Source organism: Bacillus sp. JNUCC-21, from assembly GCF_041222765.1.
GTDB lineage: Bacteria > Bacillota > Bacilli > Bacillales > Bacillaceae > Bacillus > Bacillus velezensis.
Genome location: NZ_CP166019.1, coordinates 629,294 through 653,154, shown reverse-complemented (window position 1 = coordinate 653,154; position 23,861 = coordinate 629,294). Strand labels below are relative to the sequence as shown.

The following is a 23,861-nucleotide window of genomic DNA, read 5'->3' as shown; positions in this document are numbered from 1 at the left end:
TCTTAATGTTTGAAATGTCTGATGCCGGTGAATACCATGGCGATCCCGTATTCATCCGCTTTTTTAATCGAATCTTCATCGCGGACCGATCCGCCTGGCTGGATAATCGCCGTGACGCCCGCTTTTGCGGCTTCTTCGACTGTATCCGGCATCGGGAAAAACGCGTCTGATCCGAGCGCGCTGCCTTTTGCTTTTTCTCCGGCCTGCTCAATGGCGATTTTAGCTGAACCGACGCGATTCATCTGTCCCGCTCCCACACCGACCGTCATATGGTCTTTTGCAAGAACGATCGCGTTGGATTTCACATGTTTGACGACTTTCCAAGCCAGCTTCAAATCTTCCCATTCCTGCTCGCTCGGCTCTCTTTTTGTCGGGATGCTGATGTCGGCGTCATCAAATCCATGGACGTCTAAATCTTGAATCAAAAGACCGCCCTGTACGGATGTCAGCTGTTTTTCTTTCTTCCCTGATGCGGACACGTCAAGCGTGAGCAGACGAAGGTTTTTCTTCGCCGTCAGTACGTTCAGCGCTTCTTCACTGAAAGAAGGGGCGATAATGATTTCTAAAAAGATGCCGTGAAGGGCTTCAGCCGTTGCCTGATCAACTTCACGGTTCAGCGCGATGATGCCGCCGAAAATGGAGGTTTTATCAGCTTCATACGCTTTATTGAATGCTTCCTCAATTGAAGCTCCCGTACCGACTCCGCACGGGTTCATATGTTTAACGGCAACAGCTGCGGGTTCTGTAAATTCCCGGACGATTTGAACGGCCGCATCTGCGTCCTTAATATTGTTGTAAGAAAGCTCTTTGCCGTGAAGCTGTTTTGCCGCCGCGATGGAACCGGAGACGGGAAGTGCGCTTTGATAGAAAACAGCCTCTTGGTGAGGGTTTTCACCGTAGCGGAGCGATTGTTTTTTCTCAAATGTAACGGTGAATTGCTCAGAGTCTTTCTCACCGGCCTCGCGTGTTAAGTAATCAGCGATTAATGCGTCGTATGCCGCGGTATGGCGGAATACTTTGGCCGCAAGCTCGCGTTTTCTTTTAAGCGAAACGCCGCCGTGTTCTTTAATCTCATTGAGCACGGAGCTGTAATCGGCCGGATCTGTGATGACCGTCACATCCTGATGGTTTTTCGATGCGGCGCGCAGCATGCCGGGACCGCCGATATCAATGTTTTCTATCGCTTCATCGTATGTTACGTCTTCTTTCGAAATCGTTTCTTTAAACGGGTAAAGGTTGACGACCACAAGGTCAATGGGGGCAATGCCATGCTCATTGATCTGCGCCATATGCTCTTCATTGTCTCTTACGGCAAGCAGTCCGCCGTGAATATTAGGATGGAGCGTTTTTAACCGTCCATCCATAATTTCAGGAAATCCGGTCACTTCTGAAATGCCGATGACATCCACACCGTTTTCCTGAAGAAGTTTTTTTGTTCCTCCGGTCGAAATGACTTCGACGCCGAGCTCTGTCAGTTCCTTTACGAAAGGTACGAGATTTGTTTTATCAGAAACACTGATTAGTGCGCGTTTGATTGTCATGCCTTTTCACCTCTGTTATTTAGTCCCAGCAGCTGTTTCACAACGCTCGGATACCATTTGTGCTCAAGCTCGTGTATTGTATGCTCTATGTTTTCAAGCGTATCGTTTTCCTGTATTTCGAATGCTTTTTGCGCGATAATCGGTCCGGTGTCCATGCCTTCGTCGACGTAATGAACGGTAATGCCCGCCACTTTCACACCGGCCCGATACGCCTGTCCGACAGCGTCAATCCCGGGGAATGCCGGAAGAAGCGAGGGATGTATATTAATAATGCGGCCCCCGTATGCTTCAAGCAGCGTATCTCCAATCAGTCTCATATAGCCGGCGAGAACGATTAATTCCGCCCCGTGCAGGCGCAGCTGTTCAATAACGGCCCGTTCAAAGGCCGCTTTGTTTTCAAAAGATGACGGTTCAAAGGCGAATGACGGAATGTGTAAAGCCTCCGCCCTTTCCACCGCCTTTGCCTGAGGCTTATCCGTCACGAGAAGCGAGAGCTCCGCATCCCACTTCTCTTCTCTCATGCGTTTGGCAATGGCCTCGAAGTTCGATCCGTTTCCTGAAGCAAATACCGCAAACTTTTTCATGAAAGAGCCGCACCGCCGAAAGAAATGCCTTCGCCCCGCTTGACCCGGCCGATCAAATAAGCCTTCTCGCCCTGAGCTTCAAGCGTGTCGATAACGTCTGTCAAGTCCTCTTCTTTAACGGCAAGGACAAAACCGATGCCCATATTAAAGACATTGAACATTTCTTCTTCTTTCAGCTTGCCGTGCTCCTGCAGAAACGGAAAAATCGGCGGGATCGGCCATGATCCGTGATCAATTTCCGCGCTCAATCCGTCCGGCAGCATCCGCGGGATGTTCTCGATGAATCCTCCGCCTGTCACATGCGCCATGCCGTCCACCTTACCGCTTTTCACCGCCTTGAGCACCGGCTTCACATATATTCTCGTCGGTTCCAGCAATTCTTCTCCGAGAGGACGCGCAAACGGTTCATAGACAGTATCCAAATCAAGTCCGCCGTCATCAAGAAGCACTTTTCTCACTAGGGAAAATCCGTTGCTGTGAAGGCCGCTTGAAGTAAGTCCGATTAAGAGATGCCCCTCTTCAATATGTTCACCGGTGACGATTTCGTCTTTTTCCGCGACGCCGACTGAAAAGCCCGCAATATCGTATTCATCAGCCGTATACAGCCCCGGCATTTCCGCCGTCTCACCGCCGATAAGCGCTGATCCTGACTGCTCGCATCCGTCCGCCACGCCCTGAACGATCTGCTCAATTTTTACCGGATCGGCCTTGCCGACCGCTAAATAATCAAGGAAAAACAGCGGCTCCGCTCCTTGGGCAAGCACATCATTTACACACATCGCGACCGCATCGACGCCGATCGTGTCATGCTTATCCATTGAAAATGCGAGTTTCAGCTTAGTGCCGACACCGTCTGTTCCGGAAATTAAAACAGGCTTTTGATACGGAAGCTCTGACAGATCAAACATTCCGCCAAAACCGCCCAGGCTTCCCATAACGCCGAGCCTTTTCGTACGCTCCACGTGTTTTTTCATTCGTTTGACGGCTTCGTATCCGGCTTCGATGTCAACTCCGGCATTTTTATAAGCATCAGACATCCCTATCACTCCTTGTCAATTCGTTTCTCCTTAAAAGGCAGAAAGAGAAAGGCAGCCTGAATTCCCGCTGCCTTTATGTCATTTTCACATTTTATTTTGTCAGCACCGCTTCTTTTACGTGAGGAAGCACTGTATCCTGATAAATTTCCGTCGGATATTTGCCCGTAAAACAAGCGAGGCATTGTCCGCAATTGGTGTCTTCAAATTTTCGGCCGACTCCTTTTAACAATCCGTCTACACTTAAGAAAGAAAGCGTGTCAGCACCGATGATCTGGCGGATTTCTTCCACAGAATGAGAGGAAGCGATCAGCTCCTCATGGGTTGATGTGTCGATGCCGTAGAAGCACGGATGAGCGATCGGCGGTGAACTGATCTTGACGTGCACCTCTGTCGCTCCCGCTTCTCTGAGCATTGTGACAATCCGGCGGCTTGTCGTCCCGCGCACGATGGAATCATCAACCATGACGACCCGTTTTCCTTCGACAACACCGCGGACGGCGGACAGCTTCATTCTGACACCTTGCTCACGGAGAGCCTGTGACGGCTGGATAAACGTTCTGCCGACATAACGATTTTTAATGAGACCGAGTTCGTACGGGATGCCCGTTGCCTCGGCATAGCCGATGGCTGCAGAAATACTGGAATCCGGCACGCCTGTGACGACATCCGCTTCAACCGCGGACTCCTGGGCAAGCATTTTTCCGAGGTTTTTCCGGGCGCTGTGCACGTTAATGCCGTCGATATTGCTGTCAGGTCTTGAGAAATAAATGTACTCCATGCTGCAGATGGAACGGTTGATATTCATGGAGAAACGCTCTGATTTCATGCCTTCATCATTGATGATCAGCATTTCGCCCGGCTCTACCTCGCGAAGGTATGTCGCGCCGACCACATCGAATGCGCATGTTTCTGATGCGACGACGTAAGCATCGCCCATCATGCCGATTGACAGCGGTCTGAGTCCGTTCGGGTCAAGCGCTACGATCATTTCTGTTTCAGTCATGATTAAAAAGGCATAAGCGCCTTTCAGCATAGATAGCGAATTTTTGATTTGATCCTTCAGCGAAAAGTGGCCGCTGCGTTTAATCAGGTGAGCCAGCACTTCCGTATCGGAGGAAGTCTGAAAGATGCTCCCTTGGTTTTCAAGCTGCTGCTTCAACTGTGTGGCGTTGACCAAGTTGCCGTTATGGGCGAGCGCGAGGCTGCCGTTGTTTTGCGAACGGAACAGGAGCGGCTGGACATTTTCATATCCGCCTCCGCCTGCCGTCGCATAACGGACGTGCCCGATCGCGCCTTTTCCCTTCACTTTGCTCAGTTCGCCGTTTTGAAAAACCTCGGTAATAAGCCCCTGTCCTTTATGCGCCGTCAGTTTTTCACCGTCAGTCGCCACGATGCCGGCGCCTTCCTGTCCTCTGTGCTGGAGGCTGTGCAGGCCGTAATACGTGATCTGCGGAGCTTCTTCATGTCCCCAGATGCCAAACACACCGCATTCTTCATTCAGGCCTTTGATTTCAGCAAGCATGGAATAGCTCCTTTCCACGCGCGCTCAAGTTCTTTCGTTTGCGCGTGAACCAATTGTTGTCCGTCCTGGTTTTGAATCGCCAGAAGTCCGTCAGCCGTTACCTCGCCGATATGAACCGCATCGGCCGCAGCCGCTTCAAACGCCGCTTGGTGTTCTTTTTTCACCGAAACGACGAAGCGGGATTGAGATTCAGAGAATAATAATGCCGCTTCCCCTTCTACAGTCACGTTGGCGCCAAGGTTTTCCGTCGTCATGACGCTTTCTGCAATCGCTACGCCTAAGCCGCCTTCTGATACGTCATGCGCTGATTGAACGAAGCCTTTTTTAATCGCGTCAAGCAATGCTTTTTGGCGTGACAGCTCTATATCAAGATCGATTTGCGGCGCTTTGCCGTAAATGCGGCCTTCTGTCATTTTTTGCAGTTCGCTTCCGGCAAACTCAGGTTTTGTTTCGCCGATCACGTATACAAGATCCCCCGCTTGTTTGAAATGCTGTGTCGTAATATGAGCGGTATCTTCAATTAAGCCGACCATGCCGATAACAGGCGTCGGGTAGATCGCCGTTCCGTTCGATTCATTATAAAGTGATACGTTTCCGCCGATGACGGGTGTGCTGAGAACATTGCACGCCTCGCTGATGCCGTCGGCCGCTTTTTCGATCTGCCAGAAAATTTCAGGTTTTTCCGGGTTTCCGAAATTCAGATTATCCGTGACCGCAAGCGGTTCGGCGCCGGAGCATACGATGTTGCGCGCCGCTTCGGCAACGGCGATTTTTCCGCCTTCTTCTGGATCAAGATATAAATAACGGGCGTTACAATCCGTCGTCATCGCCAGCGCTTTTTTCGTGCCGCGGATTCTGAGCACTCCCGCGTCAGAGCCCGGAGCGACCACCGTATTTGTGCGCACCATGTAGTCATATTGATCGTACACCCACTCTTTGCTGGCGATTGTCGGCTGCTGCAGCAGGGCAAAAAGCGTCTCTGTCGCATCTTTTACTTCAGGCGCGGGAACTTCCGTTTCCTGAAACTCGCGGTAGTACGCGGGTTCTGCTGACGGCTTGTGGTATACAGGTGCTTCTTCCGCCAGCGCGTCGACCGGAAGCTCGCAAACAACCTCTCCGTTATGGCGGAGGCGGAGCATTTTATCATCCGTAACATGACCTACGGAAACCGCTTCAAGATCATATTTATCAAAAATATCGACAATTTCCTGTTCACGTCCGCGTTCAATGACGAGAAGCATGCGTTCCTGAGACTCAGAAAGCATCATTTCGTAAGCGGTCATACCTGTTTCCCGCTGTGGAATGAGATCAAGGTTCATTTCAATGCCTGAGCCGGCTTTGCTTGCCATTTCAGCACTCGAACTTGTCAGACCGGCCGCCCCCATATCCTGAATGCCGACTAAGGCGTCGCATTGGATGACTTCAAGGCATGCTTCCAGGAGAAGTTTTTCCATGAAAGGATCGCCGACCTGCACCGCGGAACGTTTTTCTTCAGATGAATCTGACATTTCTTCTGATGCGAAAGTAGCGCCGTGTATGCCGTCGCGGCCCGTTTTAGCGCCGACGTACATGACCGTGTTGCCGACACCTTTCGCCTGGCCTTTTTTAATATCTTTATGATCAATTAAGCCGACGCACATTGCATTGACAAGCGGATTGCCCTCATAGCTTGCGTCAAACTGCACTTCTCCGCCGACCGTCGGAATTCCGATACAGTTTCCGTATCCCGCGATTCCCGCCACTACTTCTTCAAACAAGTACTTCACACGAGGTGAAGTGAGCTCACCAAATCGAAGAGAGTTTAATACAGCTATCGGACGGGCGCCCATTGAGAAAACGTCACGGATGATGCCGCCCACTCCCGTCGCAGCACCTTGGTATGGCTCAATCGCTGACGGATGGTTATGAGATTCAATTTTGAACACGACCGCCTGATTGTCACCGATGTCAACGATTCCCGCGCCTTCACCGGGACCCTGCAGCACGCGTTCGCCGCTAGTCGGGAATTTGCGTAAAACCGGTTTTGAGTTTTTATAGCTGCAGTGCTCTGACCACATGACGGAAAAAATCCCGATTTCCGTGTAGTTCGGCAATCTTCCGATAATAGATTCAATGAGTGCGAACTCGTCATCACTGACACCCATTTGCTGATAGAGTTTCTCTTCTTTTATTTGTTCTTTACTTGGTTCAAGCAGTAGCGACATGAGTTTCCCTCCAATTTTTCACGATAGACCGGAACAATGTAAGACCGTCTGCGCTGCCGAGCAGTTCATCGACTGCGCGCTCAGGGTGAGGCATCATGCCTAATACGTTGCCTTTCTCATTCACGACGCCGGCAATGCCGCTGACGCTTCCGTTAATATCGCCGCCGTATGTGAAGGCGATTTGATTGTTTTCTTTTAATCTTTCAAGCGTTTCGTCATCACAGTAGAAATTGCCTTCGCCGTGAGCAACCGGAATCGTAATCGATTGTCCTTTTTCATAGGAAGATGTGAATAACGTGCCGCCGTTCTGCACGATTAATTCAACCGGGCGGCAGATGAACTTTAAATCTTTGTTGCGTCTCATCGCGCCGGGCAGAAGTCCGAGCTCCTGCAGAATCTGAAATCCGTTGCAGACGCCGAGAACCGGTTTTCCTTCGGCAGCCGCTTTTTTCACAGCCGGCATGATGTTTGCGAATCTGGCGATGGCGCCGCATCTCAAGTAGTCGCCGTATGAAAACCCGCCGGGGATGAGCACGCCGTCAAATCCGTCAAGGCTTGTTTCCTCGTGCCAGACATACTCGACTTCTTCGCCGAGTTCGTCTTTTACGGCGTGGAACATATCAATATCACAGTTGGAGCCGGGTAACACAATCACCGCAAATTTCACTGTGCGACAACCTCCTCAACTTCATATCGGTAGTCTTCAATGACTGTATTGGCAAGAAGCTTTTCACACATTTCTTTCACGAGCGCGTCAAGATCGCGGTCAGATTTTTCAATCGTCAGCTCCATGTATTTTCCGATGCGCACATCCTGCACTTCATTGTAGGTCATGCTGTGCAATGCATGCTGCACCGCGCTTCCTTGAGGATCGAGCACACTTTCTTTTAAGCTGACATAAACTTTCACTTTATACATTATGAAATGCCTCCCAGTCTTTTGAAAATCTCTTCATATGCGTCGGTTAAGCTTCCCAGGTTCCGTCTGAACAAATCTTTATCGAGCTTTTCGTTTGTGTCTTTGTCCCACAGACGGCACGTGTCAGGAGAAATTTCATCCGCTAAAAGCACCCGTCCCTCTGCGTCTAAGCCGAATTCCAGCTTAAAATCTATTAATCTGACGCCGCAGTCTTCAAAAATATGCTGCAGCTCTTGATTCACCTGTTTTGTAATCGATTTGATGGTTTCCACCTGCTCAGGAGCCGCCGCTTTTAAAAGCCAGATATGATCTTCTGTGATGAGCGGATCACCCAGCGCGTCATCCTTGTAGTAAAATTCGATAATCGGCTGCGGAAGCTCAGTTCCTTCCGGGATGCCGAGACGTTTCGACATGCTTCCGGCGGCAACGTTTCTGACCACGACTTCAAGCGGAATGATGCTCACTTTTTTGATAAGCTGCTCTGATTCTGAAACACGCTCCACAAAGTGGTTGTCAATTCCTTTGGCGTGCAGATGTTTGAAAATCAGGCTTGAAATTTCATTGTTCAGACGGCCCTTTCCGCTGATCTCCGCTTTTTTCTCACCGTTAAAGGCTGTTGCGGAATCCTTGTAGACCACGCGGAGAATCTGTTCGTCTTCAGTTTGATAAATCCGTTTCGCTTTTCCTTCATAAAGAAGATTATTGTTCACAATATTCACGGAAGGCCTCCTAACCCGAATGTTGGGAATATTCAATCTATGGCGGCTGAAGAAGCCGCCTCCGGCTGGCTTCTTCTATAAACCTAAACGCTCAAAGATCAAGTCGACGTTTTTCAAATGATAATTGTAGTCAAAGCAATCGGCAATCTGTTCCGGTGTGAGACGGGACGTGATTTTTTCCTCCGCTTCGACAAGCTGGCGGAACGGCACTTGTTTTTCCCACGCTTCCATTGCTTTCGGCTGAACCGTGTCATATGCTTCTTCACGAGGCAGACCCGTGTCGATTAAAGCAAGCAGCACGCGCTGAGAATAGATCAAACCGAGTGTGCGGTCCATGTTGCGTTTCATATTTTCCGGGAATACCGTTAAGTTTTTGACGATATTGCTGAATCGGTTCAGCATGTAATTCAGCGCGATTGTCGCGTCAGGAAGAATGATGCGCTCAGCTGATGAATGAGAAATATCACGCTCATGCCATAACGGTACATTTTCGTATGCCGTCAGCATGTACCCGCGGATCACGCGCGCCATGCCCGTCATATTTTCTGACCCGATCGGATTGCGTTTATGAGGCATAGCCGATGAGCCTTTTTGTCCTTTTGCAAAAAACTCTTCCACTTCACGTGTTTCACTCTTTTGCAGACCGCGGATTTCCACTGCGAATTTTTCAATGCTCGTCGCGATCAAAGCCAGTGCCCCCATGTAATCCGCATGTCGGTCGCGCTGTAATGTCTGAGTGGAAATCGGCGCCGCTTTCAGGCCGAGTTTTTCACAGACATACTGTTCTACGAACGGATCAATATTTGCATATGTGCCGACCGCGCCGGAAAGCTTCCCGACTTCGATCCCTTCTTTTGCCTGCTTGAAACGTTCAAGGTTGCGTTTCATTTCTTCGTGCCAAAGCGCGAGTTTCAGGCCGAATGTCGTCGGTTCCGCGTGTACGCCATGCGTGCGGCCCATCATGACCGTGTATTTATGTTCTTTCGCTTTTTCTTTTATAATGTCAACAAATCTCTCAATGTCCTTGAGCAAGATCTCATTCGCCTGTTTTAATAGATAGGAAAGAGCGGTATCCACGACATCTGTTGACGTCAGGCCGTAGTGAACCCATTTTCTTTCTTCGCCTAATGATTCTGAAACCGCGCGGGTGAATGCAACGACGTCATGGCGCGTATCCTGCTCGATCTCCAAAATGCGGTTGATATCGAAAGACGCGTTTTCGCGCATGACTTTGACGTCTTCTTTCGGAATGACGCCAAGCTCAGCCCAGGCTTCACAGGCTAAAATCTCGACTTCCAGCCATGCCTGGTATCTGTTTTCGTCCGTCCAGATCGCGGACATTTCAGGTCTTGAATAACGTTCGATCATTATGCTCGTCCTCCGTCTCTTTTCATCCATATGTTCGTGATGTCCTGAATCCATGTTTCATCAGGCTTCCGCAAAAATGTCATATGCCCCATTTTGCGGCCTTTTTTAATCTCATGTTTTCCGTACAGGTACAGTTTGGCTTCCTTTAAAAGCTCCGTATGCTCCTCCGCAAGCTTCACTTCATCACCGAGCAGATTCACCATCATTCCCGGTTTGAGAAGATCGGTTCTGCCGAGAGGAAGTCCGCAGACCGCTCTGATGTGCTGTTCGAATTGGCTCGTTTCACAAAGGTCGAGCGTATAATGCCCTGAATTGTGAGGACGCGGCGCCAGTTCATTAATCAAAAGGTCTCCGTCTTCCGTGACGAACATTTCTACCGCAAGCGGCCCGACAAGCTCCAATTTCTCCGCGAGCTGAACGGCAAGCGCCTCTGCCCGCTTCTGAACCGTTTCCTCCGCTCTCGCGGGCACGATGCTTTGGAACAGAATATTATTTTTGTGGATATTTTCAGCAGCCGGAAAGGTTGAAATCTCACCGTGCACCGATCTCGTCACGATAACGGAAAGCTCCATCCGGAACGATACCCAGCTTTCAAGTATGCACGTGCCGTTTTCTAACAGCGCAGCCGCTTCATCTGTCTGTCCTTCTTCCTTAATGACAAATTGGCCTTTGCCGTCATATCCGCCGCGGCATGTTTTCAGCACCGCCGGGAGCCCCAGTGCCTGAACGGCTTCCTCAAGCTCCCGTCCGCTGTTTACGATCCGATACGGCGCGACTTGACAGCCTGCTGACTGGATCGCCTTTTTTTCCGTTTCCCTGTTCTGGGTGATGAGCAGCAGCTCGCTTCCCTGGGGAAGATATGCATGTTCTTTGAGCCAGTTAAGCGCCTCGTAATCGATATTTTCAAATTCGTAGGTAATGATGTCACTGACTCCGGCCAATTTATGAATCGCTTCACGGTCGTTGTACTGGGCGGTAATCTCAATATCGGCGATCTGTCCGCATGGCGAGTCTTTCACGGGATCGACGACAGCGACTTTATAGCCCATCTGTTTTGCGGCGACAGCCATCATTTTTCCGAGCTGTCCGCCTCCGATAATGCCGATGACGGCGCCGGGAAAAATCGTTTTTTTATCAGACAAGCTGATCACTGCTTTCCAGCACCGTTTGTTTTGTCGCATTTCTTCTCGCCTCTAGTTTATCCGCAATGTCATCGTCAAATGCCGACAAAATTTGCGCGGCTAACAGACCCGCGTTCACTGCGCCCGCTTTCCCGATCGCCGTCGTCGCGACCGGCACGCCGCCTGGCATCTGTACGATAGACAGAAGAGAATCAAGCCCGTTAAGCGATTTTGTCTGAACCGGTACGCCGATCACCGGCAGCGTCGTTTTGGCCGCCGTCATTCCCGGCAGATGCGCCGCTCCCCCGGCTCCGGCAATAATGACTTTTAAGCCCCTGTCTCTGGCGCTTTCTGCATATTCAAACATCAAATCAGGCGTCCGGTGCGCGGATACCACCTGTTTTTCATAAGGAATGTGAAGTTCGTCAAGTATGTCGCATGCATGTTTCATTGTCTCCCAATCGGAGGTGCTTCCCATGATGATTCCTGCTAGCGGCTGCATTCTGTTCCCACCTTCTCATGCTTTGTTTTTCAGAAAAAAAAGCCCGGCTTATATTGCAACTATGAGGAAGCAATACAAACCGGGCATGGCGCGCGTATCGTCAGTCGTTCGCTTCTGCGATATCCATGTCAGCTGTTTATCACTTTCCTGCATAGTCCGGCCGTTTACGGCAGCCGGGTAGAAACTTATGGGCCATATTCCCAAGATTATATGAGGTCGTGTTTTGATTTCATGTTTATCTTAACAACGGACTTGGATAATGTCAACGACATTATCGAACGATATAAAAATTCTTTCTTTTAATGTTCGTGTTTAGATCAATTTCCCTTCAAATACGATTTTTTTCCCGCAAGGAACGACTTGAATTGATCCATTTTCTTTCTTTTCTGTAAAGATCGGCTCTTCCATCCGCCGGACGGGCATATAACCCTCTTCCTTCATTAAAGTGAGAATGGTGTCAATCGTTTCATCTTCCGTTACTTCAAACCGTTTCTTTTTTGGCTTTGTCATTCCTTAATTCTCCTCTTCTTCACTGCTTTCACCCAGAATCCGCCGTGGATCGTTTTCGGCTCAAAGGCGATGATAAACGCTTTTTCATCAAGCGTTTTAATCGTATCATAAAGCTGAAGCTCATATTTGCGCGGCGTCAGAATCTGCATGGCGGTCCGGTCTCCTTCAAGTCCGCCCGCAACCCAGCTTGTAACCCCGTATCCTTTTTCCCGGAGCTGTTTCGGCAGGTCCAGATCGAGCTCCTTCGTAATGACGTTGACTGTAATATAGCCGAGCGCCAGTTTTTCCTCAATTTTCATTCCCACTATGACGCCGAGGCCGTAGCCGAGCGCATAGGCAATGACGTTTTGAATTTGATTCAGATTGCCGAGCACGAGACTCAGGCCGGTCACATACACAAGGATTTCAATCGTACTGATGCCTGCGGCGAAATAGCGCTGTCCCTTTAATGTCAGAATCATCCTGATCGTAAAGAAAGAGACATATATAATGTTAATGATGAGAATAATGAGAACCATACCTATACTGTTGGATAAAATCGTCTGCATCACTGATTCCCCTCCTCTGATAATTTGAAAAGCCAATCTTTCAATTAAGGATAGTTTACCCTCTTTTGATCATTTTCAAAAGAAAAAAAAGCCCGCCCCGCAAGGCAGACTTTCAAGCTCTTATCAGTGAAGCTCGGCTTTTTTCAATCGTTTGACGGCTTCATATTCCTTCTCAAGTTCACTCAGCGTGTACCCGGACAGTTCCTGAACATGGTCTTGATAAAACCCTGAGCGGATCAGTTTTGTCCTCAGGTGCTGTTTTTTCCGATTAATGGCTTCTCGCAACAACGGGGCCATCTTCATCATCCCTTTCCGAATCATAAAGAGTAGTGCCGCTTTCGAATTGCTGTTGCTCTCATCATATCTCGGCCGGGTCCTCAAAACAATACGCTTCATTAGAAAAATTTGTAAACATTGTGAAAGACAAATTTCGACTTATAAAGGGATCAGCGAAGCAGTAAAGTACTCTGAAATAAGCGGCCATGTCACAGCCGTAAAAACGAGCATGATGATAACCGCCGCGGAAATACAGTACATCACGTCAGCCGCAGGCTTTTCAGCCGATTTGTATAGAATCTGCACAAACTGCACCATCGCCGAGGCGGCCAGAAACAAGGTCAGCGCCGTAAACACCACGGTGATGACCGGCAGATTCAATATCGCGAAAATCATCCACACGATAGAGCTGGCGACAGCCGGAACCAAAAGCGATCCGACCCCCGCGGCCGCATCCCGCATCGTGATTTTCTGTTTCATCATATAGCGTGATACAAGCCAGACCGCGCCGGCCGCAGCGGCAAAAAAGACGAGCGTATACACGATAACGACGGTAAAGCCGTCAAAAAACGTATGATGCCGCTCCCCGTATCCGAGAGGCCTTTGCTGGCTTGCCCTCAGCTGAAACCAATTTCCGATTGAGAAAAAGATACTGAATACAAGCATTGAAATAAGAGCATATTTAAAGCGGGAAAAGCCGTCTTCCCCAACGACCTTCACCGGTGATGTCAAAATGCGCAGCGCGAAACGGCAATAACGTTTGACCGCGGCCCATGCAGAAGCGAGTTTTTCCGTAAAAGCCGGAGCCGGGCGCCGTTCCTTATCTTTTTTCTTTTGCTTTTGATAACGTCCCGCATTTCTGGACATTCTCGACAGCGGTTCTTCATCAGTCCCCTGATGCTGTTTTTCTTCTTCCAACGTTTCTTTTCTTTCTTCCGTCATGTCAGCAACTCCTATCAAAAAAATACGGCGGAATTTGTTAAACAAGAAAATAAAACACTTATATAAGGTACCGAAGCGTCCTTAAACAGTCAAGCGGTTTTCTTCACCCGGACACCCACATGACGTTTTATAGTATGTATTGGTTTTACGGAATAGGACAAAAACAAAAAACCGGCTTAACTCAGCCGGTTTTTCCGTTATTTCAAGAAGATGAAATACAGGATAAAGATGACGAACAGCCCGTACATAATCGGGTGAACGCTTTTTCCTTTTCCTTTGCAGATCATTGTAATCGGGTAGAATATAAAACCGATCGCAATCCCCGTCGCAATGCTGTACGTCAGCGGCATCATAATCATCGTTAAGAATGCCGGCACAGCCACCTCGAATTTATCCCAGGCGATCTTCCCGAGCGGCGCCACCATCAGCGCGCCGACAATAATTAAAGCCGGAGCCGTCACATTCGTGGTGACAACTAACAGAAGCGGCGAGAAAAACATCGCCAGCAAAAAGAGAATGCCCGTCACAACAGCCGCGAAGCCGGAGCGCGCCCCCGCCGCAACGCCTGAGCTGGATTCAACATAAGAAGTCGTTGTAGACGTACCGAGCACGGCTCCGATAACGATTGATGTTGAATCCGCCAGAAGCGCTCTTCCCGCACGCGGAAGTTTGTTTTCCTTCATCAATCCCGCCTGTGTCGCTACAGCTACCAGCGTACCGGCCGTATCAAAAAATCCGACGAACAGGAACGTTAAAATGACAATCAGCATTTGGACGGAGAAGATATCCGGAAGATGCATCCACGCCTGTCCGAAAGTCGGCGCAAGACTCGGCACGCTGCCGACAATGTGCGTCGGAACCGGAATCAGTCCGCAGACCATGCCGGCAACCGCCGTCAGAAGCATTCCGATAAATACGCCGCCGTTTACGCGAAGCACCATCAGAATGACCGTCACAATAACACCGAAAACCGTCAGCAGCACAGGGCCGCTGTGAATATTGCCGATAGACACCAAAGTCGATGAGTTCGCTTCAATAATGCCCGAACCCTGCAAACCGACAAATGTGATAAACAAACCGATACCCGCGCCGACCGCCAATTTCAGCTCAGGCGGAATCGCATTAATGATTTTTTCCCGCAGTCCCGTCAGCGAAAGCGCCACGAAGATAATTCCGGAAATCAAGACGCCGGAAAGCGCAGCCTGCCATGAAATCCCCATGCCGAGTACGACAGAGAAAGCAAAAAACGCATTTAATCCCATACCCGGCGCAATCGCGATCGGATACTTTGCAATGAGCCCCATTAAAATACAGCCGGCCGCAGACGCCAAGGCTGTAGCGGTGAACACCGCGCCCTGATCAATTTTTAATGCTTCGGGAAATCCTTTCACACCGTTTAAAGACAATGTCAGCGGATTGACGAACAGAATGTACGCCATTGACAAAAAGGTCGTTAAACCGCCGATGATTTCATTACGATAGCTTGTCCCCAGCTCATCAAACTGAAAAAATTGCTTCAAGCCAATTGCCTCCTTCATTCTCTCCCATTTATTCTGCCCGTTATCCGCCAAATAAAAAACGCCCCAAATACATTTGGGACGCTTGACTACATACGTTCAGTCTGAATAAATAAGAATGGATTATTTATATCAAACGATTGAGATTGATCCGTAGTCAAGCCATTTACGGTAGCTTGGTAGAAACTTGCGGGCCATATCCCCGCCATTATACGATATCTGCATATTTGATTTCTGAGTCTATTGTATCAATTCAATTTTGAAAACTCAATAAAAAAACGAACAATCCCGTTAAAAAAATTTGGTTTATTCGTTAATTGACCAAAAATGGAAGACGGCAAAAGCCGCCTTCCTGACATCATTTTCCGGCTGCAGGCCGGACCGGCACCGAGAATGTAATCTTGCCGTCACCTGCTAAAGTGTTCATGAACGTTCGATTGACATACAAAGCGTATGAATCGAATGAGAAATCGCGCAATGAATATTCTTTATCGGATGAATCATCTAATTCAAAAACGGATTCCATTTCACCCGTTTTAAGATTCGTGACTTTCGCCTTATTTCCTTTCAGATAATAGCCTTTTTTATACTCATTAAGCGATGGCCAGGTTTTCATTTTTTTCGTATTGCCGAGACCGATAGACTCACCGATATTCATCAGCTGAGCTTCATCCACCTTGCTGTAATTGATTCCGGTGAATTGATAATCAACGATTACCCGTCTGCCTTGCTGTTTGATCTTTTTGATGGTGATGCCGACATGATGATGTTTCGTTTCATAGCTGGCGGGCAGTTTTGTTTTCAGAGGGACGATTTCTCCAGGCTCTGATTCTGATTTTACATCGCCCGTTATGAAAAGTGTTTTCGCTTTCGGGTCTATCGGTTTGCTGAATTGAGTTTGGCCGCGTATTCTTTTCCCGCCGCCGGGAAGGTTCTTCCTGTTGCCAAGTTCAATAGCCGCTAACGTCATTTCATAATGGTTTCCTGCATCATCCGTTGCTTCGTCAATCGAGATGGCATCATTTTTAGCTGCATTTTGAAAGTCGACTGAATACAGGAGAGCCGATCCCATCGTTCCGTTTTCCGCCCGGATATCGAAAAAGCGGTATAACCCGTTTACATTCACAGCTTTCGTTCCTTCAAGAGAAACGGACTTTTGTTTTTTAATCGGGAGTGTAAAGCGCCAGTTTCCGGGGATATCCTTAATTTTTGTAATGACAAGCGGAAGCTTATCACCGTCTTTCATCTTTGCGCCGTCCGTGAACAGGCGAACCTGCCCCGCGTACTGCCCGTCTTTCACTTTTTTCATGCCCTGACTGTCATAATCCAAAGATAATATATTCCGGCTGTCTTTATAATTTACTTCAAAAGGAATATCCTCCTCATCAGATTTCAAATTGTCAACGGTAAAATTGTAAACGAGCTGTCCGCTGTCGTAATACACACTTTTCACTGTCACCGTGATTCCGCGTGATTCCGCTTTCTCATTCAGTTTTGTCACCAAATTGCTTTTAAACAGCGCAGAACCTGCCTTATCCTGAAACAGACTGTAAATTTGTCCGGCAACAGGGATGTTTCCCATAGCCGTATTAACGGAGGGCATGAATAAGCCTGAGGACAGATACAGAATAAACAAAGCAGCAGCAACCGCGAGTCCGTTTATCACTTTTCGTCCCCATCTCCGTCTGACGGCGCCTTCTTTTCCGGCACGGACAGCGGCGCTGTGTATCACGTTTTTCAATTCAGCTTTCGGCACGTCAATGTCCTGATACAATTGCTTCATTTGATGCTTTTCCATATATGTTTATCCTCCTTTTCCAGCTCCTGCTTCAATGCTTTTCTCGCCCTGTGGAGATGCGTTTTTACAGTGCCTTCCGCCATACCGGTCTGTTCAGCGATCATAGCAATCGAGAAATCTTGAAAATAATAAAGCTGAATGGTCAGCTGTATATGTTCGTCAAGGGTTTCCAGGGCATTCCGAAGATCTATGTATTCTTCAATGTTCTTATTCTCCGCGCGCGTATCGTGTTGCGGCTCAAACGGAATGACGTCTCCGTGCTTTTTCCTCATCGCAAAAATCGTATGAAGCAAAATCCGGATCAGCCACGTTTTAAAATATTTCGGCTCCTTCAGCTGCGCGATATGCAGAAAAGCCTTGTAAACCGTTTCCTGCACTGCGTCCAGCGTATCTTCCTTGTGATGCAAATAGAGATAAGCTGTTTTATATAAAGTCTCCTGATGAGCTGTGATCAGTTTTTCAAAGGCTGCGGCATCACCTTTTTTCGCCTTTTTGATCAATCGTTCTTCCTTCACCTTATCCACCTCCTATGCTGTTAGATATGAATCGGGGCAAAACGGTTTCAAAAAGATGAAAAAAAACGCCTCTTTTTTAAAAAGAGACGTTTTTTATCTTCATTTATTCCCACTCAATCGTTGCAGGCGGCTTGCTCGTAATGTCATACACGACGCGGTTGATGTGTTTCACTTCATTGACGATCCGTGTCGAAATCACTTCAAGCACATCCCAAGGGATACGCGCCCAGTCAGATGTCATGCCGTCAATTGATGTTACGGCACGGATACCGATTGTGTAATCATACGTTCTCGCATCTCCCATGACGCCTACGCTGCGGATATCAGGAAGAACCGTGAAGTACTGCCAGATGTCGCGCTCTAGGCCGTGGTTCGCCACTTCTTCACGAAGAATCGCGTCTGATTCACGAACGATCTCAAGTTTTTCTTCCGTTACTTCACCGAGTACGCGGATGCCAAGTCCAGGGCCCGGGAACGGCTGACGCCATACGATATCATCCGGAAGGCCGAGCTCTGTGCCGAGCGCGCGCACTTCGTCTTTGAAAAGGGTGTTCAGCGGCTCGATCAGTTCAAACTGCATATTTTCAGGAAGTCCGCCGACATTGTGATGCGATTTGATCGTTTGCGCCGTTGCAGTACCGCTCTCGATAATATCCGTGTAAAGCGTTCCTTGCGCAAGGTAATCGATGCCTTTCAGCTTGTCCGCTTCATCATCAAACACGTAAATGAATTCGTTACCGATGATTTTGCGCTTTTGCTCAGGATCAGAAACACCTTTCAGCTTGTTTAAGAATCTGTCTTTCGCATCAACTTTAATGACATTCATATTAAAGCCTTCGCTGAACGTTTTCATGACGCCTTCCGCTTCGCCTTTACGAAGCAGGCCGTGATCGACGAAAATACAAGTCAGCTGGTCGCCGATCGCTTTATGAATCAAAGCAGCCACAACAGAGGAATCAACACCGCCGCTTAGCGCGCATAGAACCTGCTTGTCTCCGACTGTTTCGCGGATTTTTTGCATTTCGATTTCGATAAAGTTTTCCATTGACCATTTGCCTTCACAATCGCAAACGCCGAATACAAAGTTTTTCAGAAGATCATTGCCGTATTCAGAGTGGCGCACTTCCGGGTGGAACTGAACGCCGTACCAATTCTTGTCCGCTTTGCTCATCGCTGAATTCGGGCAGTGATGGCTTGTTGCGTCAACAGTGAAGCCTTCAGGAACTTCTACAACCAAATCGCCGTGGCTCATCCACACAACCTGTTCTTCCGGAAGATCTTTGAACAAGTCAGGAGTTCCTTGAATCTGAATGTTCGCTTTTCCGTATTCGCGCTGGCTTGCCGCCTCGACTTTCCCTCCGAGGTAATGAGTCATCAGCTGCATGCCGTAGCAGATGCCCAATACAGGAATATCGAGTTCAAAGATTTTTTCATCACAGCGGAAAGATCCTTCATCATATACACTGTTCGGTCCGCCTGAAAGGATAATTCCTTTTGGATTCATTTCTTTGATTTCCTCAGCTGTCAACGTATGGGGGTGCAGCTCGCTATATACGCCAAATTCACGGATCCGGCGGGTAATCAGCTGGTTATACTGACTGCCGAAATCAAGAACAAGAATCATTTCATTCACTAACTTCGTCATGGTTGTCACCTAATCTCCTCTAAGTTTTTGACACAGAAAAAACGGAGGACAAACGTTCAGCCCTCTGTCGCGCAAGACTTGTACGGAAGCCCGGCTTTTTAACGCTCCCGGGCTCCCATTTAACATTCATTTATTCTAACAACAGGACGATATGCGGTCAAGACTATCTTGTTTTAATTATATTTTCCCACAACTGTCCCGATTCATTCCAAAGCTTTGCGGCATTATCCCTGCGGTATAAGGCCCGCTCATAGCGCAGCGTCAGCTCGGACATGTCGTTTGTATGGTGCGCCTCGTCAATCCTCGCAGCAAAATCGCGCAGTGTTTCTCCGTCTCCCCTGCTGAATCCTTTTCGTTTCAGCTGGCGGAGCAGCGCGGCATATGCGTCGAAAAAGACGTCTTCATCCGTTCGCCGCTTCAATCTGGCTGCTGTAACGTGCGGAATCCAGCGCGCCCGGAGCAGCCAGGCGAGTGCCGCCGCGGCTGAAATCACGATGACGATGGCTGCATACGGCCACAGGTGTGCCGCGGTTTTGTTGCGGATTACAGGCTGCGGTGCCGCGCTGTGATCCCGCTTTTTCGGTGTTTCCTCTTTTTCCGGCTTTGTTTCCTGACGCTGCTTGTCAGACGGTTCATCCGAATTTCCCGCTGAGCCTCCGCTGTCTTTTGCCGCGGTATGATTTTGCTCTGACGTAAACTCCGTCGGATTGGTGAAGCCTTTTGTCGGCTCAAACGTCACCCAGCCCTGATCGGGAAAATACACTTCTACCCACGAATGGGCGTTGTTGTTTGTGACTTCATAAATGTGGCCGTTATGGTCGCCTGCCCCTTTATATTCGCCGGATGTATAGCCCTTCACCCAACGGGCGGGGATTCCCGCAGAGCGGAGCAGCACAGCCATTGCCGATGAAAAGTTATCACAATATCCTCTTTTCGTTTCAAACAGAAATTGATCGACATAATCCTGATTGTGCTCCGGAACCGCGACATCCTGTGTATTATACGAAAATGCGGAAGATCCGAGATAATCCTCGATCGCCTTCGCTTTATCGAACATATTATGATGATCCCGCGTCAGTCTGTCCGCAAGCTGTCTCACTCTTTTCGGAAGGCTGTCGGGGACCTGTAAATACCGGTCATTGAATTGATTCTGCTCACGGTATCGTTTCACTTTCACTTTTCTGAGATCATTCAGCTTAAAGACGGGCGCCTGAAAAGTCACCGTGTACCGTCCCATATTGCGGATGTTGCCCACTTGTTCACTGACCGGCGTAATTTGCTCGGTGTTTCCGTTCATTTCAAGCTGAATCGAGTGCTTCGGTTTAATATTGGAGACGCCGATCGGATACATGACGTGATTATAGAGATAATTCTCATCAATGGACACCTGTGCCGTATATCGTCTCGTCTGCACACTCCGGTCAAACCATATATCTTCCACGTTGCCGCCGTTCAGTTTATAGGACATGCCCTGATCGGTCTCCACCCAGCCTTTCCCCGTGTATGTATCCTTCGTTTCCACCCGGAAGTACGCCCGTTCTTTTCCCTTCCATGTGAAAACCGGCGTATCATCCTGCTGAAAAGGGCCGCCCAATGTTTCATCATGATTGCCGTAGCCGATTTTGCTTTCGGCGGCGGGCACTTCTTTGTGGTTTGTTATTTTTTTAAGAAACGGCACGGGGTCCGGCCAGTTCGGGTCTGATTTCGGAGCCGCCAGACCGAACACGACGGAAGCGCAGATAAACAGCATCAGCGGCAGAAACCATTTGAGTATCAATCTTTTTTTAAACGCTATGTGTTCCGTAAGCCGGATGCGCTCCATATACAAAAGCCCCATCATCAAAAAGCCGATAAAGACGATCCGGATGACGGCGTACGCGGCATCATAAGGAGTAAACGTATCAAGCACGGTGATATACGCCACCGTCATGATAAAAAAGAATAATATTTTCCGCTGATAGATCACCCAGTAATGCAGCAAATACACGAGCAGCCATAAAAGCACAAAAAACAGCAATGTGCGGAATGACGGATTCATATCATTCCATCTTCCGGTCCCGATGTGGCGGGCATTTTGCATCACGTCCCGCAAAAAAGAAACGAGCCATTCCGGCTGAAAAACCGAACCTTTATAAAACAGGATGTGAATACTGATCAACGTAAACAGAATGCAGGACGGCACGGTGACGTACCACCTCATCCGGAAGAATGACAGCAGAAATGCCAAACCGATAAAAACGATGAAAAAACCGGTATGTTTTGTATCTGTAAAATTGTGCAGCGGCCTGAGCCATTCCCATAACAATAAAAAAGCGAGAAAATAAAACAGCAGCAGACTCAGCCTGCTTCCCTGGTTCTCGTCATGCGGCATGGCGCGCCACCTCTCTTTCTAAACAACATGGGACACCCGTTTGTCCCTGATCATTTGCACCTTAATATTTTTTTGAGCGAAGATGAGAGCGAGTTTCCGTTCTTTCTCAGAAAGCGCGGCATTCGTTTCTTTCGCCAAAAACACCGTCATGTCAGCACGGCCGGGCTCAGCCTGTTTGAGAAGGTCTTCTGTAAGACTGCCCGTCACGACGGCAATGGAAGCTTTGCGGACACGCGGATCCGCCAGCTCTTTTCCTAAACGCCCGCCTGCATCGGCTTCTTCCGATTCTGAAGCTGATGCCAGGTAACGCAGCATCTTTCTGAAATGCCGGTCTCCCTCCCGGACGGGAAATACGGTCCGGTCGCTCCCCAATGAAATAAATCCTGCGGGAGAGCCCTTCACAAGCGCCGTGTAAAGCAGGGATGCCGAAGCTGATACCGCGGCTTCAAACGATGGGGACGGCCTGCAGTCCAAAAGGAGAATCATATTCACACTCTGCAGCGGGTCAAATTCCTTCGTCATCAGCTCATTTCGCCGCGCCGATGTTTTCCAGTCAAGCGCGGAAAACCGGTCGCCCGGCTGATAATTTCTGACGCTCGCAGCCATTGCGGAGCGGTGTACCTGAAACAGAGCGCCGGCAGCCGCACCCTCTTCTCCGGATGCGGCCTGCGGCTTATAGTGAACAGACCCGTACGCCGGGAAAACCAGAACCGTATCCGTAACGGAAAACGACGCCGTCTTGTCCAAAAGCCCGAGAACATCTCCCGTCCGCACTCTTATCGTATGTAAATGATGCTCTCCGCGCGGCACCTGCGGCAGCTCATATTGTAACGTCAGCTTCCTTTGAAACCACGGAAACACGAGCCGTTTCGCACTGCGCCTCTCGCCAAGCGTTTCCGGCATCACATCTTCAATGACCATATATGTCAGCGGAAACGGCAGGCGCCTCGTCAGCCTGATGGTGACAGACAGCCTGTCGCCTGAGGTTAACTGGGCGGAGGACACGTCACGCGTCACCTGAAACGCCCGCAGCGGGTACACAGCGACCAGCCCGGCGTAAACGGTAAACGGCAAAAACGCATAAAATAAAAACCAGCTCACAAATCCGCCCTGAAACATGGCATAAGAAAAGACAGCCGCCGTCAGTACGGCCAACATAAGCAGCTTCCAGCCATATAGAAGCCAATGCATCTTCCTTCTCATTAGCGGACCGACATCCTTTGGACGGGCACTTTTTCCGTTTGCATGATGTCTTCTATAATCGCTTCCGGCGTCACATCGTTAAATTTCGCCTCGGCGGTCAGGATCATTCTGTGCGGCAGCGTATACGGAGCCAAATACTGGACGTCATCAGGAATGACGTAATCGCGGTCATGAAGCAGCGCGTACGCCTGCGCGGCTTTCATTAATGAGATTGAACCGCGCGGACTTACGCCCAGATGTACGGACGGATGCCGGCGGGTATGCTGAGTAATGCCGACGATATACGCTTTAATTCCATCATCCACCCGCACCTGCTCCAATTTTTGCTGAAGGCTGATAAACTGTTCTTTAGAAATGACGGGCTCGATTGTTTCAAGCGGATTGCGCCCTTCCTGCAAAGCCAGAACTTGAAGCTCTTCCTCGGCAGTCGGATAGCCCATGCGCAGCTTAAATAAAAACCGGTCAAGCTGGGCTTCGGGAAGCGGATACGTTCCTTCATATTCAACCGGGTTTTGTGTGGCCATGACGAAAAACGGCTCAGCCAGCCGCATTGTCTTTCCGTCAATCGTGACATTCCCTTCCTCCATTGCCTCAAGCAGGGAAGACTGCGTTTTTGGAGAGGTTCTGTTAATTTCATCAGCCAGCACGATATTCCCCATGATCGGTCCAGGGCGGTATTCAAATTCCATCGTTTTCGTATTATAAATAGAGACACCCGTCACATCTGACGGCAGAAGATCCGGCGTGAACTGAATCCTCTTAAAGTCAGCTCCGATCAGCTTGGCCAAAGCGCGGACCATCATCGTTTTTCCGACTCCCGGCACGTCTTCCAGCAGCACATGCCCTTTTGCGAGAATGGCGGCCAGACTGAGTATGGCGATATCCCGTTTTCCTATGATGATGTTTTCAATATGCTCAACGGCTTTCTCCAGCAGCGGATGCAGCTCTTCTTTATAAGCCATTCTTCTCCTCCTAGTCATCTCTCAAATTTCAATTATCGTAACCTAACTTTACCACAAA

At 49.0% G+C, this 23,861-nt stretch carries 22 protein-coding genes and 2 riboswitches; all 22 genes read right to left on the bottom strand.

Annotation, left to right across the window (positions count from 1 at the left end; all coding sequences use genetic code 11):
• Positions 1-2: 2 nt before the first annotated feature.
• The 22 genes from purH to JNUCC21_RS03320 all read right to left on the bottom strand — a co-directional run bounded on the left by purH (position 3) and on the right by JNUCC21_RS03320 (position 23,803).
• Complete coding sequence (gene purH / locus JNUCC21_RS03425) at positions 3-1,541, bottom strand: bifunctional phosphoribosylaminoimidazolecarboxamide formyltransferase/IMP cyclohydrolase (protein ID WP_124934884.1); 1,539 nt, start codon at positions 1,539-1,541, stop codon at positions 3-5.
• Complete coding sequence (gene purN / locus JNUCC21_RS03420) at positions 1,538-2,125, bottom strand: phosphoribosylglycinamide formyltransferase (RefSeq protein ID WP_012116999.1); 588 nt, start codon at positions 2,123-2,125, stop codon at positions 1,538-1,540. The genes purH and purN overlap by 4 nt, the downstream gene beginning before the upstream one ends.
• On the bottom strand, positions 2,122-3,162 hold the full coding sequence (gene purM, locus JNUCC21_RS03415) for a phosphoribosylformylglycinamidine cyclo-ligase (protein ID WP_015239317.1): 1,041 nt from the start codon (positions 3,160-3,162) through the stop codon (positions 2,122-2,124). The genes purN and purM overlap by 4 nt, the downstream gene beginning before the upstream one ends.
• Positions 3,163-3,253: 91 nt before the next feature.
• Positions 3,254-4,684 carry an amidophosphoribosyltransferase gene (purF, locus tag JNUCC21_RS03410; RefSeq protein WP_007609856.1) on the bottom strand — a complete coding sequence of 477 codons (1,431 nt, stop codon included), beginning with the start codon at positions 4,682-4,684 and terminating at the stop codon, positions 3,254-3,256.
• Positions 4,660-6,888: a phosphoribosylformylglycinamidine synthase subunit PurL gene (gene purL, locus JNUCC21_RS03405; protein ID WP_069007123.1), complete on the bottom strand. Its 2,229-nt coding sequence runs from the start codon at positions 6,886-6,888 to the stop codon at positions 4,660-4,662. The genes purF and purL overlap by 25 nt, the downstream gene beginning before the upstream one ends.
• Positions 6,872-7,555: a phosphoribosylformylglycinamidine synthase subunit PurQ gene (gene purQ / locus JNUCC21_RS03400; protein ID WP_007408898.1), complete on the bottom strand. Its 684-nt coding sequence runs from the start codon at positions 7,553-7,555 to the stop codon at positions 6,872-6,874. The genes purL and purQ overlap by 17 nt, the downstream gene beginning before the upstream one ends.
• A complete protein-coding gene (gene purS, locus JNUCC21_RS03395; RefSeq protein WP_003155758.1) occupies positions 7,552-7,806 on the bottom strand; it encodes a phosphoribosylformylglycinamidine synthase subunit PurS in 255 nt (84 codons plus the stop codon). The genes purQ and purS overlap by 4 nt, the downstream gene beginning before the upstream one ends.
• A complete protein-coding gene (gene purC / locus JNUCC21_RS03390) occupies positions 7,806-8,525 on the bottom strand; it encodes a phosphoribosylaminoimidazolesuccinocarboxamide synthase (protein ID WP_053104705.1) in 720 nt (239 codons plus the stop codon). The genes purS and purC overlap by 1 nt, the downstream gene beginning before the upstream one ends.
• A gap of 75 nt (positions 8,526-8,600) precedes the next feature.
• Positions 8,601-9,893 (bottom strand): adenylosuccinate lyase, encoded by a 1,293-nt coding sequence (gene purB, locus JNUCC21_RS03385; protein WP_369878564.1) that lies wholly within the window; start codon positions 9,891-9,893, stop codon positions 8,601-8,603.
• On the bottom strand, positions 9,893-11,074 hold the full coding sequence (purK, locus tag JNUCC21_RS03380; RefSeq protein WP_094032606.1) for a 5-(carboxyamino)imidazole ribonucleotide synthase: 1,182 nt from the start codon (positions 11,072-11,074) through the stop codon (positions 9,893-9,895). The genes purB and purK overlap by 1 nt, the downstream gene beginning before the upstream one ends.
• A complete protein-coding gene (gene purE, locus JNUCC21_RS03375) occupies positions 11,028-11,516 on the bottom strand; it encodes a 5-(carboxyamino)imidazole ribonucleotide mutase (protein ID WP_007609846.1) in 489 nt (162 codons plus the stop codon). Before purE ends, purK begins: the two co-directional genes overlap by 47 nt.
• A 132-nt stretch (positions 11,517-11,648) precedes the next feature.
• Positions 11,649-11,750, bottom strand: a riboswitch (purine riboswitch).
• Between the two features lie 78 nt (positions 11,751-11,828).
• Entirely contained in the window at positions 11,829-12,026 is a 198-nt protein-coding gene (locus JNUCC21_RS03370; RefSeq protein ID WP_007609843.1) for an NETI motif-containing protein, read from the bottom strand.
• Positions 12,023-12,577 carry a DUF2179 domain-containing protein gene (locus JNUCC21_RS03365; protein ID WP_014469850.1) on the bottom strand — a complete coding sequence of 185 codons (555 nt, stop codon included), beginning with the start codon at positions 12,575-12,577 and terminating at the stop codon, positions 12,023-12,025. Before JNUCC21_RS03365 ends, JNUCC21_RS03370 begins: the two co-directional genes overlap by 4 nt.
• Before the next feature lie 120 nt (positions 12,578-12,697).
• Positions 12,698-12,871, bottom strand: a complete 174-nt coding sequence (locus JNUCC21_RS03360; protein ID WP_003155777.1) for a Fur-regulated basic protein FbpA — start codon at positions 12,869-12,871, stop codon at positions 12,698-12,700.
• A 138-nt stretch (positions 12,872-13,009) separates the two neighbouring features.
• Positions 13,010-13,792 carry a hypothetical protein gene (locus JNUCC21_RS03355; RefSeq protein ID WP_369878563.1) on the bottom strand — a complete coding sequence of 261 codons (783 nt, stop codon included), beginning with the start codon at positions 13,790-13,792 and terminating at the stop codon, positions 13,010-13,012.
• Positions 13,793-13,989: 197 nt separating this feature from the next.
• Positions 13,990-15,312, bottom strand: coding sequence for an NCS2 family permease (locus JNUCC21_RS03350; RefSeq protein WP_369878562.1), 1,323 nt, complete (start codon positions 15,310-15,312; stop codon positions 13,990-13,992).
• 131 nt (positions 15,313-15,443) lie between these two features.
• A riboswitch (purine riboswitch) is annotated at positions 15,444-15,545 on the bottom strand.
• A 122-nt stretch (positions 15,546-15,667) separates the two neighbouring features.
• Complete coding sequence (locus JNUCC21_RS03345) at positions 15,668-17,107, bottom strand: DUF4179 domain-containing protein (RefSeq protein ID WP_072588861.1); 1,440 nt, start codon at positions 17,105-17,107, stop codon at positions 15,668-15,670.
• The gene (locus tag JNUCC21_RS03340) at positions 17,089-17,622 is read right to left on the bottom strand and encodes a sigma-70 family RNA polymerase sigma factor (protein ID WP_033574951.1); all 534 of its coding nucleotides are present in this window, start codon (positions 17,620-17,622) and stop codon (positions 17,089-17,091) included. The genes JNUCC21_RS03345 and JNUCC21_RS03340 overlap by 19 nt, the downstream gene beginning before the upstream one ends.
• A 103-nt stretch (positions 17,623-17,725) precedes the next feature.
• The gene (gene guaA, locus JNUCC21_RS03335) at positions 17,726-19,267 is read right to left on the bottom strand and encodes a glutamine-hydrolyzing GMP synthase (protein WP_369878561.1); all 1,542 of its coding nucleotides are present in this window, start codon (positions 19,265-19,267) and stop codon (positions 17,726-17,728) included.
• Between the two features lie 163 nt (positions 19,268-19,430).
• Positions 19,431-21,638: a DUF4129 domain-containing transglutaminase family protein gene (locus tag JNUCC21_RS03330; RefSeq protein ID WP_059366754.1), complete on the bottom strand. Its 2,208-nt coding sequence runs from the start codon at positions 21,636-21,638 to the stop codon at positions 19,431-19,433.
• A gap of 18 nt (positions 21,639-21,656) precedes the next feature.
• The gene (locus tag JNUCC21_RS03325) at positions 21,657-22,841 is read right to left on the bottom strand and encodes a DUF58 domain-containing protein (protein WP_369878560.1); all 1,185 of its coding nucleotides are present in this window, start codon (positions 22,839-22,841) and stop codon (positions 21,657-21,659) included.
• The gene (locus tag JNUCC21_RS03320) at positions 22,841-23,803 is read right to left on the bottom strand and encodes an AAA family ATPase (RefSeq protein WP_369878559.1); all 963 of its coding nucleotides are present in this window, start codon (positions 23,801-23,803) and stop codon (positions 22,841-22,843) included. The genes JNUCC21_RS03325 and JNUCC21_RS03320 overlap by 1 nt, the downstream gene beginning before the upstream one ends.
• Positions 23,804-23,861 lie beyond the last annotated feature (58 nt).